Source organism: Janthinobacterium sp. GW822-FHT07H11 (genome assembly GCF_058798615.1).
On the sequence record NZ_CM179507.1, the window covers coordinates 1,522,315 to 1,535,627 of the forward strand.

A 13,313-nucleotide genomic window follows, 5' to 3' on the forward strand; every position below is an offset into this window, starting at 1 on the left:
TCTACGAGGAAGCTTCATGGCTATCGGATTGATCATCATCGGCGACGAAATCCTGTCGGGCAAGCGCACTGACCAGCATTTCCCGAAAGTAGTGAGCATGCTCAAGCAGCGCGGCTTGCAGCTGAGCTGGGCGGAATACGTGGGCGACGAGCCCGCCCGCCTGGTCGCCTTGCTCAAGCGCAGCTTTGCCAGCGGCGACATCGTCTTCAGCTTTGGCGGCATCGGCGCCACGCCGGACGACCATACGCGCCAGGCGGCGGCCGACGCGCTGGGCTTGCCACTGGTGCTGCATCCGCAGGGCAAGCTCAATATCCAGCAACGGATCACGGAAATGGGCGCCGAGGCGGGCGTGCCGGCCGACTTGAATTCGCCGGAAAACCTGCACCGCCTGAAAATGGCGGAATTTGTCGAAGGCGCCGAGCTGATTCCGAATCCGTACAACAAGATTGCCGGTTTTGCCGTGCGCGAACATTATTTCGTGCCCGGTTTTCCCGTCATGTCCTGGCCCATGATCGAATGGGTGCTGGACACGCATTACAGCCATTTGTTCAACCAGGTGCCGCATGCGGAACAGGCCTTGCTGGTGTATGAAACGGCTGAATCGCTGCTCACGCCGCTGATGGTGCGGCTGGAAGCGCAGTATCCGCTGATCAAGGTGTTCAGCCTGCCCAGCGTGGGCGATGCGCAGACGCGCCGGCATATCGAACTGGGCGTCAAGGGTGAACCGGCGCAGGCGGCGGCCGCCTTCGCGGACATGTGTGCCGAGCTCGATGCCATGCAGGCGGAATACCATACCATCTGAACCCTGCCAGCACGGCGCCGGCGGCATTCATGCTGGCGCCCAGCCCGCCTTGCTCCTATGTTCGCGAGCGTACAGTCCAAGTCGTTGTTTTTTTGCGAAAATCTTCAATGAAGCAAGATTTTTGTGCGCGCTCGTCAGTCGTTTTCATGCCGATGTGGTGGAATGGTGAACAGGGGCGCGGCGTGTCAGACAGCTGGCTACGTGCCCGTGCGGTAATGCGTTTTTTTGATTCACCGGTCTGGACATCATGTTAAGCAAGCTTCGTTTTTCCCGGCCCCGCCTGGCCTTGGTCTTTCCTTGCGCCGATAGCGCCAGCGTGCGGTGTCGCTACCGCATTGCCGATCCCGTCCAACACCAACCTTATCCCAGCATCCCATGAAAGACACAGGCGTCAACCTGGCCGCGCAAGAGCAGCCGCAACCCGATCCCGTCCCCGCGGCGGGCGCCGACGCGCCCCTGCCGAGCGGCCCGCGCAAGAAGCGCCGCTCGAGGATCTGGCCCATCTTCCTGATCATCGTGCTGGCGCTGCTTGCCGGCGCGGCGTGGTTCATCATGCGCGAAGTGCGCACCTCGGCCCTGCAGGCGGAATTCTTTACCCGGCTTGACCGCCAGCTGACGTTCAGGGTCGAGCCCGGCCCCGCGCCGGCCGGCGCCATCCGCTATCCGCAGCATGGTCCGTATGACGAGCGGCTCGGCTATGCCAGCCTGCCCGACTTCATCACCAAGCTCAACGCGCGCGACTATGCCGTCACGGCGCAGGCGCGCATGTCGCCGAAGATGGTGCAACTGGTCGACCGGGGCATCTTTGCCACCTATCACGAGAAAAACCGGGCCGGGCTGTCCATCCTCGATTGCCGCGCCGCGCCCCTGTTTTCCGCCAGTTACCCCGAGCGCATGTTCGACGGTTTTGCCGAAGCGCCGCCGGCGCTGGTGCAAAGCCTGCTGTTCATTGAAAACCGCGAATTGCTCGACCCGGGCACGCCCGAACGCAATCCCGCCGTCGAGTGGGACCGCCTGAGCAAGGCGATTCTGGACAAGGCGCTGAACCTGTTCGGCGGCCACCGGGGCGGTGGCGGCAGCACCCTGGCCACGCAGATCGAGAAATACCGCCATTCGGAAGATGGGCGTACCAGTTCCATGCAGGATAAATTGCTGCAGATGATCTCGGCCAGCCTGCGCTCGTACCAGGACGGCGAAAACACCATGGAAGCGCGGCGCAAGATCGTCGTCAATTACCTGAACACGGTGCCGCTGTCGGCAAAGAGCGGCTTTGGCGAAGTCAACGGCATCGGCGACGGCATGTGGGTCTGGTATGGCCGTCCGTTTGCCGAAGTGAAAACCTTGCTCAGCGGGAAAATGGACCAGCCCGGCAGCGCGCTGGCCTACAAGCAGGCGCTGAGCCTCTTGATCGCGCAGCGCCGGCCTTCGCATTACCTGGTGGCGGGCGGCGCCGATCTGGAAGTGCTGACCAACAGCCATCTGCGCCTGCTGGCGCAGGCCGGCGTGATCACGCCGCAATTGCGCGACGCGGCCATCGCCGAGAAGCTGCGCCCGTCGACGGCTTCCGGCGTGCAGTCGGAGGCAGCCACCTCGTTTGTCACGCGCAAGGCCTCGAACGCCGTGCGCAACCACCTGGCCAGCATGCTCGGCGATCCGCGCTTGTACAACCTCGACCGCCTGGACCTGAAAGTGGTCAGCACGCTCGATGCGCAGGCGCAAAATGCCGTCACCAAGGTCTTGCGCGAGCTGCGCGACCCGGAAGTGGCAAAAGCAGCCGGCCTGACAGGCAAGGGCATGCTGGGCAATGGCGACCCCGCCAACGTGGTCTACAGTTTTACCCTGCTGCAAAAAGGCGACAAGGCCAATTTGCTGCGCGTACAGACCGACAATTTCGACCAGCCGCTGGACATCAACGAGGGCGCCAAGCTGGACCTCGGTTCCACGGCCAAGCTGCGCACCCTGGTGACATATCTGGACATCATCGACCAGCTGCACCAGCGCTACAGCGGCATGGGCGCCGCCGAACTGAATAAAATCGCCGTCGATCCCAAGGACATGCTGTCGCAGTGGGCGATTGCCTACCTGAAACCATTGCCGCTGGGCGAAGCGCGCAACCTGCCGGCCATGCTGGCGGCCGCCATGGAACGCAAGTATTCGGGCAACCCGGGCGAAGGCTTCTTCACGGGCGGCGGCTTGCATCACTTCGGCAACTTCTCCAAGCTCGACGACAGCCGCATCATGACGGTGCAGCAGGCGCTGCGCCAGTCGACCAACCTGGTGTTCGTGCGCCTGATGCGCGACGTGGCCCGCTACTACATGTTTTCGCGTCCCGATTCCTCGGCCTCGCTGCTGGCGGACGCGGACGATCCGCGCCGCGCCCAGTACCTGAGCCGTTTTGCCGACAAGGAAGGGCGCGAATTCTTGCACCGTTTCTACCAGAAATACCGCGGCAAGAGCGTGGACGAGCAGGAAAAGATTTTATTGGCCAGCATACGCCCGACGCCCGTGCGCCTGGCGAATATCTTCCGCACCATCAATCCGAAGGGCACGGTGGCGGAATTTGGCGATTTCCTCAACGCCAACTTGCCGTCGCAAAACGAAGTGCCGCCCGAGCGCGTGGCCAAGATGTACGAGCAGTATGCGATGGAAAACTGGTCCCTGGCCGACCGTGGCTATCTGGCCAATGTGCATCCGCTGGAACTGTGGATGGTGGCGTATCTGCGCCAGCACGAGGGGTCCACCCTGTCGCAGATGGTGGCGGCCAGCGAGAAGGAGCGCCAGGAAGTCTATAAATGGCTGTTCAATACGCATCGCAAGCATGCGCAGGACCGCCGCATCGCCAACCTGCTGGAAGTGGAAGGTTTCCTGGAAATCCACCGCCAGTGGAAGAAAATGGGCTATCCCTTCGATTCGCTGGTGCCGTCGTACGCCACCACCCTGGGCGCGTCGGCCGACCGTCCCGCCGCGCTGGCCGAGTTGATGGGCATCATCATCAATGATGGCGTGCGCAAGCCGAGCGTGCGCATCGATTCGCTGCATTTCGCGGCCAATACGCCGTACGACACCCTGGTCAAGCGGGGCGGCAAGGTGGAAGCGGAACAAGTGTTGTCGCCGGACGTGGCGCGCGCCGTCGCCAAGGCCATCCGCGAAGTGGTGTCGGACGGCACGGCGAAGCGGGCCAAGACGGCATTCGTCGGCGCCGACGGCGTGCCGATTCCCATGGGCGGCAAGACGGGGACGGGCGACCAGCGTTTCGACGTGTATGGCGCCGGCGGCCGTTTGATCGAGTCGCGCTATGTGAACCGTTCGGCCACGTTCGTGTTCAATATCGGCGAGCGCTTCTATGGCAGCATGACGGCGTATGTGCGCGGGCCGGAATCGAAGAACTACGATTTCACCAGCGCCTTGCCGGTGCAATTGCTCGTGTCGCTGGCGCCGAGTCTGATGCCGCTGATCGAGCCGCCCGCACCGGCCGAGGGCGTGGCCAGGCAGTGTACGAATTAAATCGTTGCTGCAATGAAAAGCCGGCCTGCATGGGCCGGTTTTTTTTATGGAAGAGAAAGAATCTATGGAAAGAACCCAGCAAATCTTTGCGCAATATCACCGCTTCGACGATGGCGCGCTCGTATCATGCGAGCACGTGTACGGATCGCAAGGCGTGCAAGCCGTGCGCATCGTGGTGTACGCAAGAAATCATGCGCTCGATGGCAATGTCTGGCGCAACGTCGCCATCACGGTGGGTGACGTGCGCGAAGTGTTGCTCAGGACGCCGGGCAACTTCATCAACCGCATCTGCTGCGGCGTGAAGCTGCTGCGTTTCGGCGACCTGTGGTGCGTCGACGTCGACGGCACCTACACGCACGACGATCCCTCCACGCTGGACGAAGTGCGCCGCGATGGCGACTGTTATGTCATCGGCGGCATGGTCGAGGCCATCGAACTCGATTAGCCGGCAAACACGGCCGTCTTACCTTCCAGGCGCGCGTGATACGCGGCGATGGCGGGATAGGCGGGACGCTGCATCGGCGCCATCAGCCAGCGCTTGACGGACAGGCCCAGCACGATATCGGCCACGGTGAACGCTTCGCCGCAGACAAACGCGCCCGTGCGCTGCAACTGCTGCTCCAGCACGCCCATCATCTTGTTCCATCCGGCAATACCGGCCGCCAGTTGCACCGCATCTTGGTGCGCCGGGCTGTGGCGCACCAGCGACATGAAGGCGTAGCGCCAGCTGTTGTTCAAATCGCCCATTTGCCAGTCCATCCATTTTTCCACTTCCGCGCGGGCGCGGGGATTACTCGGCAGCAAGTCGTCGCGGCCCGCCTGGGCGCACAGGTAGCGGCAAATCGTGTTCGATTCCCACAGCACCAGGTCGCCATCGAGCAGCACGGGCACCATGGCGTTCGGGTTCAGGGCCAGGAAGGCGGGGTCGTCGGTGCTGCGAAAGCCGCTGCCCCAGTCTTCGCGTTCGTAGGGCAGGTCGAGTTCCTCGCACGTCCACAGGACTTTACGGACGTTGATCGAGGCGGCTTTTCCAAGAATTTTCAGCATGCGGGACTCCAGATGGCAGGTGATCGATCTGCCACTGTAGCGGATTTGGCTACGCCGCGCCTGTGAAAGTGCCTTGCATAGTTGAGGTTTTCTTGGCATCGTAGCCACCCATGAAACCTATGCGCCACCACATGTCCAAAATCCTCGCGTTCAGCCGCTTTTCCGTGCGCGATTTCCTCGCCACCGCCGGTCCCACCCTGCTGCTGGTCGGCGCATTCTGCGCGCTCGCCTACTGGCTGGTCGACCCCGCGCCGCCGCGCCAGGTGAGCCTGTCGACAGGGCAGGACAATAGCGCGTACGAAGAATTCGGCAAGAAATACGCGGCCACCCTGGCAAAACACGGCATCAAGGTGAGCTTGCAGCCGTCGCTGGGCTCGCAGGAAAACCTGCAGCGCTTAAATGGCGGCAAGACCGATATCGCCTTCGTGCAAAGCGGCTCGACCGAACACGCCGATGCCGAGCGCCATGGCCTCATCTCCCTGGGCAGCCTGTTTACGGAACCCGTCTGGCTGTTCTTGCGCGAAGACAAGGCGGTGACGGAGCTGACGCAATTGAAGGGCATGAAGATCAACCTGGGGCCGGAAGGCACGGGCGTGCCCAGCCTGTTCCGGCAGTTGCTGTCCGTGAATGGTGTGGAAGCGAGCGAACTGACCGTCAGTGCCTTGCAAAACACGCCCGCCACGGTGGAACTGCTGGAAGGGCGCATCGACGGCCTCGTGTTCAGCTCGGCGCCGGAAGCGCCGCTGATCCAGATGCTGCTGCAAACGCCCGGCATCAAGCTGTTTGATTTTTCGCAAGCGGAAGCGTACACGCGGCGATTGCCCTTCCTCACGCATGTCGTCTTGCCGCGCGGCATCGTCGACCTGGGGCGTAACATCCCGGCGCAGGATTACCACCTGATTGCACCGACCGCCACCCTGGTCGCGCGCGAAGACTTGCATCCGGCCTTGATCGACCTGTTCGTGCAGGCGGCGGCCAGTATTCACGGCGGCACGGGCTGGTTCCAGCAGCAGGGGCAGTTCCCGTCCGCGCGCTACACGGAAATTCCCGTCGCGCCCGAAGCGCTGAAGTTCTACAAGGATGGCGCGCCCGTGCTGCAGCGCTATATGAGTTTCTGGCTGGCCAATTTTTTTGATCGCATGTGGGTGCTGGTGGTGGCGCTCGGTGCCTTGATATTGCCGCTGTCGCGCGTGGTGCCGCCGCTGTACGTGTGGCGCATCCGTTCGCGCGTGTACCGCTGGTATGGCCAGTTGCGCACGGTGGAGCAGGCGCTGGAAGACGTGCCGCCAGAGCAGCGCGCGCACGTGTATGCGGAGCAATTACAACGGCTGGACCAGATCGAGGAGATGGTCAACCAGATCTCGATACCGCTGTCGTTCGCCGATGGCTTGTATGGCTTGCGCAGCCACATCAATTTCGTGCGCAAGCGCATCTTGACCTTGATGGGCGAGCATCCCGAGGTAGTTTAGACGAGGGTGACCGACAGCTTGCGCCCGAGCAGCGCGGCGGCCCGCTCCAGGGTCGACAGGGTCACGTCGCTGCCGGGGTCGAGCAGGCGGTCGAGCTGCGAGCGGCTCGTCTGCAGCAAGGCCGCCATGCGCGTCTTCGACAGCGATTGTTCCTGCATTGCCTGTGTCAGTTGCCAGGCGATCACTTCCTTGATGGCGCGGGTTTGCGTTTGCTCAAAGATGCCTTCCTCTTTTAAAAAGTCGTCGAGGCTGCTGCCGAGGTGGGGAGCGGTGGTGTTCATGTCAGTTCCTTGTTGCGTTTGCGGGCCAGCGCCAGGTCGTCGTCCGGCGTCGTCCGGGTTTTCTTGATCAAGCCGTGCAGCGCCACCAGGCAATCGCCGTGATGGCAGATCAGCACGCGCGCGATGCGGTTGCCGGGCAAGCTGCTGCGCACTTCCGACAAGCCGTGCCCGAGAGGCCGGCACAGGGCATGCCCACGGGCCAGCGCCATTGCGCATGCATCAAGTCTTGCCCGATCACATGGCGTTCCTCGATGGGGAGCGACTTGAGCCAGTCGCGCACGGGTTCGCCGCCCTTGCCGTTCGCGTAGAACAGCAGGGTAATCTGCCGCAAGCCGGAAGCATCCATGACGCACCTCTACGTTGTACTATATAAGGTACATTTTTTCAAGGAGAATTGGCGCCGCAGTTGAAAAATCGGGCGCGCATGGAGGGTTGTAGCCGATGGCGGGCCATCGCGTGGCCCGCCAGATCAAACACTGTTCAGATAATTAAGCGGCTAGCATCAAGCGGCCAGCGTCAGGCGCCCAGCCACGGCAAGCCTGCCTTGCACCAGCCGCCGATCTGCTTGCGGTGGCCGTCCGCGTCCTTGTCGCCTTCAAAACCTTCGAGGATGTCGAAGCAGTTGACATAGCCGTGTTCGGTCGCCAGCTTGGCCGCATGGCGCGAGCGCACGCCGGAGCGGCACAGGAACAGCAGCACCTCGTCCTTGCCGGCCTGGGCGGCCAGTTGCGCGAGGAAGTCGGGATTCGGCACGCCGCCCGGGTAGGTGGCCCACTGCACCGCGCCATGCTGGGTATCGGCGATGTCGACCCGGCCGACCCAGTCGCGCTCGGCATTCGTGCGCACGTCGATCAGCTTGGCGGCAGCGTCCAGTTGCAGCAGCGCGTAGGCTTCCTGCGGCGTGACGGCGCCGGCATACGGCGTACCTTCATTGGCCCGGCTGCGGGCGGTGGTCAGGATGTCGGCGGCGGTAGTCATGGCGTCCTCGGTGAAAGTGGGCAGGTATGGTCGATTATAGTGCGCCGTCCGCGCCCCGCAAACGGGAATGCCATCGTGTACGGCCAATGCACCACAACGAGGCATTTTTCAAAAATCCGCACAGAATGCACGATAATGGTGCGTTATTCGTTTTTTGCACTTGCATAGTGCATTCTTGATTTGACGCAAACTCAGCAGGAAAATCGCGGGCAGGAAAACTTTCATTGGGATAGCCGGGTTTTGCCCCTGGCGGCCAGGTCTCTTCTGGAGCTGGCATGGAATCTGCTATGATCCTTATGAGTTTTGGTGGCACGCAATGTTTGCTTCGCTTCATCAGCCCAGACGCACTAAGGTCGGCTCACCCCACATTCATTTAGGAGATACGCATGGCAATGACAGCCGCAGAAGTCTTGAAGATGGTAGAAGAGAACGAAGTCAAATTCGTTGATTTCCGCTTTGCCGATACCCGTGGTAAAGAGCAGCACGTGACGGTTCCCGTGTCGCACTTCGACATGGACAAATTCGAGTCGGGCCACGCCTTTGACGGTTCTTCGATCGCTGGCTGGAAAGGTATTGAAGCGTCCGACATGATCTTGCTGCCGGACCCAAATACGGCCAATATCGACCCGTTCATGGAAGAAACGACCCTGTTCATGCAGTGCGACGTGATCGAACCGTCGGACGGCAAGGGCTATGACCGCGACCCGCGCTCGATCGCGAAACGCGCCGAAGCCTACCTGAAATCGTCGGGCATGGGCGACACCGCCTACTTCGGCCCTGAGCCGGAATTCTTCATCTTCGACAGCGTGCGCTGGAAGATCGACATGTCGGGCTGCTTCGTCAAGATCGGTTCGGACGAAGGTTCGTGGTCGACCGGCAAGGACATCGAAGGCGGCAACAGCGGCCATCGTCCTACCGTCAAGGGCGGCTACTTCCCCGTGCCGCCAGTGGACAGCTTCCAGGACATGCGTTCGGAAATGTGCCTGATCCTGGAGTCCTTGGGCATCCCGGTTGAGGTACATCATCACGAAGTGGCCGGCGCCGGTCAGAATGAAATCGGCACCAAGTTCTCGACCCTGGTCGAGCGCGCCGACTGGACGCAAAACATGAAGTACGTGATCTGGAACGTGGCGCACAGCTATGGCAAGACCGCCACCTTCATGCCGAAACCTATCGTTGGCGACAACGGTTCGGGCATGCACGTGCATCAATCCGTATGGAAAGATGGCAAGAACCTGTTCGCCGGCGACGGCTATGCCGGCCTGTCCGATTTCGCCCTGTACTACATCGGCGGCATCATCAAGCACGCCAAGGCACTGAATGCGATCACCAACCCGGGCACCAACTCGTACAAGCGCCTGGTACCAGGCTACGAAGCTCCAGTGAAACTGGCGTACTCGGCGAAAAACCGTTCCGCCTCGATCCGTATCCCGCACGTGGCCAATCCAAAAGGCCGCCGCGTCGAAGCGCGTTTCCCGGATCCACTGGCCAACCCGTACCTGTGCTTTGCAGCATTGCTGATGGCCGGCCTGGACGGCGTTGCCAACAAGATCCATCCGGGCGAAGCCGCCTCGAAAGATCTGTACCATCTGCCGCCAGAGGAAGATGCACTGATCCCTACCGTCTGCGCTTCGCTGGAAGAAGCCCTGGATGCCCTGGACAAGGACCGCGAGTTCCTGACCCGTGGCGGCGTGTTCAGCGATTCCATGATCGATGCTTACCTGGAACTGAAAATGCAGGACGTACAGCGCATGCGCATGACCACGCATCCGGCCGAGTTCGACATGTACTACTCGCTGTAATGGCGCCATGCCGGCAAGTTGCTGGCATTGAATAAAAAACGCGGGTGAGGCTATCGGTCTTTCCCGCGTTTTTTTATACGCTGCGCCCATGCACGCCAGTGCGATGTTGTATATTCAGCCCAGCATCGATGCGGTGCAAGCTGACAGGAGTTGAGATTGACGAAGCATTACCGGATGGCGCTGATGGCAGGATTGCTGGGCGCGGCGGCGCAAGCCCATGGGCAGCTGTATGTATGCGCCGATGCGCAGGGCCACAAGACCTACACGGACAAGCGCGACAACGCCGCGTGCAAGCTGCTCGACTTGCCAGGCGCGATGACGGCGCCACCGCGCAAGACGGCGCCGCTGGCCGCTTCGCCAGCGCGGCCGACGCTGCAGGCGGCAGGCACGCCGGCCGCCGTGGCGGGCGCGTTCCCCCGCGTCGACGGCGCCGAGCAGCGCGCGCGCGACCTGGACCGGCGCCAGATCCTGCAGGATGAATTGCGCAGCGAAGAGCAGAAGCTGGCAGCGCAGCGCCAGGAGTTCAACGAGGGCCAGCCTGAACGGCAGGGCAATGAGCGCAACTATGCGAAATACCAGGAAAGGGTGGCACAGTTGAAAGACAACATCAGCCGGACGCAGCAAAACGTCGAGGCCCTGAAACGCGAGATTGCGAATATCCGATGACCATAGACCACCACAGCAGCCGCCCCGCGCACCTGGCCGGCCTGGACCTGCTTGCTTCGGCCGTGATCGTGCTCGATGGCGACGGCCGCATCAGCTATGCCAATGCGGCGGCGGAAAACCTGCTGGAAAGCTCGCTCAAAGCCCTGTCGCGGCAAAAGCTGACGGCGCTGTTCCTCAATCCGGACGAGCTGGCCGGCATCTGCGCGCAGGCGCTCGAACATAAATTTTCCGACCTGCGCCAGGACCTGAGCCTGGAACGCCTGGGGCGCGAGCCGCTGCGCGTGCACAGCATCGTCAGCGCGCTCGACGCGCCGCGCGACGGCGTGCTGATCGAGCTGCGCGAAAACGTGCAGCAGTTGAAACTCGACCGCGAGGAGCGCATCCTCGACCAGAGCCAGGTCAACAAGGAACTGATCCGCAACCTGGCGCATGAAATCAAGAATCCGCTGGGCGGCATCCGCGGCGCGGCCCAGCTGCTGGAACTGGAGTTGCCGGCCCTGCACCTGAGCGAATTGCGCGAATACACGCAGGTCATCATCAAGGAAGCGGACCGGCTGCAAACGCTGGTCGACCGCCTGCTGGCGCCGCACCGCCGGCCGCATATCGTCGGCGACGTGAATATCCACGAAGTGTGCGAGCGCGTGCGCAGCCTGATCCTGGCCGAGTTTCCCAGCGGCCTGACCATTTCGCGCGACTACGACGCCTCGATTCCCGAGTTTCGCGGCGACAAGGAACAATTGATACAGACCGTGCTCAACATCGCGCATAACGCGGCGCAAGCGTTGTCCGAGCGCATAGAAGCGGGCGATGCGGAGCTGATTTTCAAGACGCGCGTGGCGCGCCAGGTGACCCTGGCCAAGGTCCGCTACAACCTGGCATTAGACTTGCATATCATTGACAATGGACCTGGCATCGCGCCCCAGATCCGCGACCGGATTTTCTACCCGCTGGTATCGGGCAGGGAGGGCGGCAGCGGGCTGGGGCTGACCTTGGCGCAAACCTTCGTGCAACAGCACCTGGGCGTGATCGAGTGCGAAAGCCGGCCTGGATACACCGATTTCAGGATCGTTTTACCCTTGCCATAAGCGAGGGCAGTATCCCACCCATGAAATCCATTGCGGGACGCACATACTAATGAAGCCAATCTGGATAGTTGACGACGACGAATCAATCCGCTGGGTGCTGGAAAAAGCCCTGGCGCGGGAAAATCTCGCCACCAAGAGTTTTGCCAATGCGCGCGACGCCATCGCCGCACTGGAACTGGACACGCCGCAAGTGCTCGTGTCGGACATCCGCATGCCGGGCGCGTCCGGGCTGGAATTGTTGCAGACGGTCAAGTCGCGCTTTCCCGGCTTGCCGGTCATCATCATCACGGCCTTTTCCGACCTCGACTCGGCCGTGGCGGCCTTCCAGGGCGGCGCCTTCGAATACCTGGCCAAGCCGTTCGACATCGACAAGGCGGTCGAACTGATCCGCCGCGCGCTGGAAGAAAGCCTGCGCGAGACCAGCGTCGAGTCGGGCCCGTCGGAAACGCCGGAAATCCTCGGCCAGGCACCGGCCATGCAGGAAGTCTTCCGCGCCATCGGCCGCCTGTCGCAATCGAACGTGACGGTGTTGATCACAGGGGAATCCGGTTCCGGCAAGGAACTCGTGGCGCGCGCGCTGCACAAGCACAGTCCGCGCGCGGCGCAGCCCTTCATCGCCCTGAACACGGCGGCGATACCCAAGGATCTGCTTGAGTCCGAACTGTTCGGGCATGAACGGGGCGCGTTTACGGGCGCGCAGACGACGCGCCGGGGCCGCTTCGAGCAGGCCGAGAACGGCACCTTGTTTCTCGATGAAATCGGCGACATGCCGTTCGACCTGCAGACGCGCCTCTTGCGCGTGCTGTCCGACGGGCATTTCTATCGCGTCGGCGGCCACCAGCCGATGAAGGCGAACGTGCGCGTCATTACCGCCACGCACCAGAACCTCGAGCAGCGCGTGCGCGACGGCCTGTTCCGCGAAGACTTGTATCACCGCCTCAACGTGATCCGCCTGCGCCTGCCCAGTTTGAGGGAGCGGCGCGAGGATATCCCCATCCTGGTGCGCCATTTCCTGGTGCAAAGCGCGCGCCAGCTGGGCGTGGAAGCCAAACGCATGAGCGAGCCGACGATGCAGTTCCTCAGCAGCCTGGATTTGCCCGGCAACGTGCGCCAGCTGGAAAACCTGTGCAACTGGATCACCGTCATGGCACCGGGGCAGACGGTGGAAATCAAGGACTTGCCGATCGAATTGACGCAGGGGCAGGGCGATGGCGCGGCCACTGCGGCGTCCGCTGACGTGGCGCCAGCAAATGTTGCCCATGCGCACGGCGGTCAGGTCTTCGAAGCGGCCGCGCCCGCCAACGGCGCGCCGCCGGGCTGGATCGGCCTGCTGGAATTGCAGGCGGCCGGCATGCTGGGCGCGGGACAGCAGGAAGTCATGGCCGTGCTGGGGCGGCAGTTCGAGTCGGCCCTGATCAAGACGGCGCTCAGGCATACGCACGGACGCAAGAATGACGCCGCCGTGCGCCTGGGCATCGGCCGCAACACCATCACGCGCAAGATCTCGGAGCTGGGCATCGACGGCGCCAAGGACGATTGACGCCTTGCCGGACGGGGACAACTCCCCCGTCCGCTTTTCCTCCCGGCGTCCATTGCACGCCACAATGCACACAACAAATGCAGGCGATAAGGTAAGCTGGCGCCTGCCGGACTGTTTCGTCCGGTCTTTATCTGACTGT

General features: G+C 62.3%; 12 protein-coding genes. 8 read left to right on the forward strand and 4 right to left on the reverse strand.

The annotated features are described in order from the left end of the window. The first annotated feature begins 16 nt into the window (after positions 1-16). The 3 genes from AC3RCJ_RS06785 (at position 17) to AC3RCJ_RS06795 (ending at position 4,751) form a co-directional block, all read left to right on the forward strand. A complete protein-coding gene (locus tag AC3RCJ_RS06785) occupies positions 17-802 on the forward strand; it encodes a competence/damage-inducible protein A (protein ID WP_492959257.1) in 786 nt (261 codons plus the stop codon). A 375-nt stretch (positions 803-1,177) separates the two neighbouring features. Then, a complete protein-coding gene (locus AC3RCJ_RS06790; RefSeq protein ID WP_492959255.1) occupies positions 1,178-4,306 on the forward strand; it encodes a transglycosylase domain-containing protein in 3,129 nt (1,042 codons plus the stop codon). Between the two features lie 64 nt (positions 4,307-4,370). Further along, complete coding sequence (locus AC3RCJ_RS06795; protein WP_492959253.1) at positions 4,371-4,751, forward strand: hypothetical protein; 381 nt, start codon at positions 4,371-4,373, stop codon at positions 4,749-4,751. Here the strand turns inward: AC3RCJ_RS06795 and AC3RCJ_RS06800 are convergent. Next, a complete protein-coding gene (locus AC3RCJ_RS06800) occupies positions 4,748-5,353 on the reverse strand; it encodes a glutathione S-transferase family protein (RefSeq protein ID WP_492959251.1) in 606 nt (201 codons plus the stop codon). The two genes, AC3RCJ_RS06795 and AC3RCJ_RS06800, sit on opposite strands and share 4 nt — an antisense overlap. 131 nt (positions 5,354-5,484) lie before the next feature. Here AC3RCJ_RS06800 and AC3RCJ_RS06805 point away from each other — a divergent pair, with 131 nt between their 5' ends. After that, positions 5,485-6,822, forward strand: coding sequence for a TAXI family TRAP transporter solute-binding subunit (locus AC3RCJ_RS06805; protein WP_492959249.1), 1,338 nt, complete (start codon positions 5,485-5,487; stop codon positions 6,820-6,822). On the opposite strand, the gene AC3RCJ_RS06810 is transcribed toward AC3RCJ_RS06805, so the two are convergent. The 3 genes from AC3RCJ_RS06810 to AC3RCJ_RS06820 all read right to left on the reverse strand — a co-directional run bounded on the left by AC3RCJ_RS06810 (position 6,819) and on the right by AC3RCJ_RS06820 (position 8,081). Continuing rightward, entirely contained in the window at positions 6,819-7,103 is a 285-nt protein-coding gene (locus tag AC3RCJ_RS06810; protein WP_492959247.1) for a helix-turn-helix domain-containing protein, read from the reverse strand. The two genes, AC3RCJ_RS06805 and AC3RCJ_RS06810, sit on opposite strands and share 4 nt — an antisense overlap. Next, positions 7,100-7,312 carry a type II toxin-antitoxin system RelE/ParE family toxin gene (locus AC3RCJ_RS06815; protein WP_492959245.1) on the reverse strand — a complete coding sequence of 71 codons (213 nt, stop codon included), beginning with the start codon at positions 7,310-7,312 and terminating at the stop codon, positions 7,100-7,102. The genes AC3RCJ_RS06810 and AC3RCJ_RS06815 overlap by 4 nt, the downstream gene beginning before the upstream one ends. A gap of 307 nt (positions 7,313-7,619) precedes the next feature. After that, positions 7,620-8,081, reverse strand: a complete 462-nt coding sequence (locus AC3RCJ_RS06820) for a rhodanese-like domain-containing protein (protein ID WP_492959243.1) — start codon at positions 8,079-8,081, stop codon at positions 7,620-7,622. Between the two features lie 386 nt (positions 8,082-8,467). Here AC3RCJ_RS06820 and glnA point away from each other — a divergent pair, with 386 nt between their 5' ends. The 4 genes from glnA to ntrC all read left to right on the forward strand — a co-directional run bounded on the left by glnA (position 8,468) and on the right by ntrC (position 13,174). Further along, positions 8,468-9,883: a type I glutamate--ammonia ligase gene (glnA, locus tag AC3RCJ_RS06825; RefSeq protein ID WP_076569084.1), complete on the forward strand. Its 1,416-nt coding sequence runs from the start codon at positions 8,468-8,470 to the stop codon at positions 9,881-9,883. 156 nt (positions 9,884-10,039) lie between these two features. Then, a complete protein-coding gene (locus AC3RCJ_RS06830) occupies positions 10,040-10,549 on the forward strand; it encodes a DUF4124 domain-containing protein (RefSeq protein ID WP_492959241.1) in 510 nt (169 codons plus the stop codon). After that, a complete protein-coding gene (gene glnL / locus AC3RCJ_RS06835; RefSeq protein WP_492959239.1) occupies positions 10,546-11,634 on the forward strand; it encodes a nitrogen regulation protein NR(II) in 1,089 nt (362 codons plus the stop codon). The genes AC3RCJ_RS06830 and glnL overlap by 4 nt, the downstream gene beginning before the upstream one ends. Positions 11,635-11,683: 49 nt before the next feature. After that, positions 11,684-13,174, forward strand: coding sequence for a nitrogen regulation protein NR(I) (gene ntrC, locus AC3RCJ_RS06840; protein ID WP_492959237.1), 1,491 nt, complete (start codon positions 11,684-11,686; stop codon positions 13,172-13,174). Positions 13,175-13,313 lie beyond the last annotated feature (139 nt).

What these genes read in the sequence shown, in the direction of transcription:
- ntrC (WP_492959237.1), top strand. Translation starts at nt 11,684, where the DNA reads ATGAAGCCAATCTGGATAGTTGACGACGACGAATCAATCCGCTGGGTG.
- AC3RCJ_RS06810 (WP_492959247.1), bottom strand. Translation starts at nt 7,103, where the DNA reads ATGAACACCACCGCTCCCCACCTCGGCAGCAGCCTCGACGACTTTTTA.
- AC3RCJ_RS06820 (WP_492959243.1), bottom strand. Translation starts at nt 8,081, where the DNA reads ATGACTACCGCCGCCGACATCCTGACCACCGCCCGCAGCCGGGCCAAT.
- AC3RCJ_RS06795 (WP_492959253.1), top strand. Translation starts at nt 4,371, where the DNA reads ATGGAAAGAACCCAGCAAATCTTTGCGCAATATCACCGCTTCGACGAT.
- glnL (WP_492959239.1), top strand. Translation starts at nt 10,546, where the DNA reads ATGACCATAGACCACCACAGCAGCCGCCCCGCGCACCTGGCCGGCCTG.
- AC3RCJ_RS06815 (WP_492959245.1), bottom strand. Translation starts at nt 7,312, where the DNA reads ATGGCGCTGGCCCGTGGGCATGCCCTGTGCCGGCCTCTCGGGCACGGC.
- AC3RCJ_RS06805 (WP_492959249.1), top strand. Translation starts at nt 5,485, where the DNA reads ATGTCCAAAATCCTCGCGTTCAGCCGCTTTTCCGTGCGCGATTTCCTC.
- AC3RCJ_RS06800 (WP_492959251.1), bottom strand. Translation starts at nt 5,353, where the DNA reads ATGCTGAAAATTCTTGGAAAAGCCGCCTCGATCAACGTCCGTAAAGTC.
- AC3RCJ_RS06790 (WP_492959255.1), top strand. Translation starts at nt 1,178, where the DNA reads ATGAAAGACACAGGCGTCAACCTGGCCGCGCAAGAGCAGCCGCAACCC.
- glnA (WP_076569084.1), top strand. Translation starts at nt 8,468, where the DNA reads ATGGCAATGACAGCCGCAGAAGTCTTGAAGATGGTAGAAGAGAACGAA.
- AC3RCJ_RS06785 (WP_492959257.1), top strand. Translation starts at nt 17, where the DNA reads ATGGCTATCGGATTGATCATCATCGGCGACGAAATCCTGTCGGGCAAG.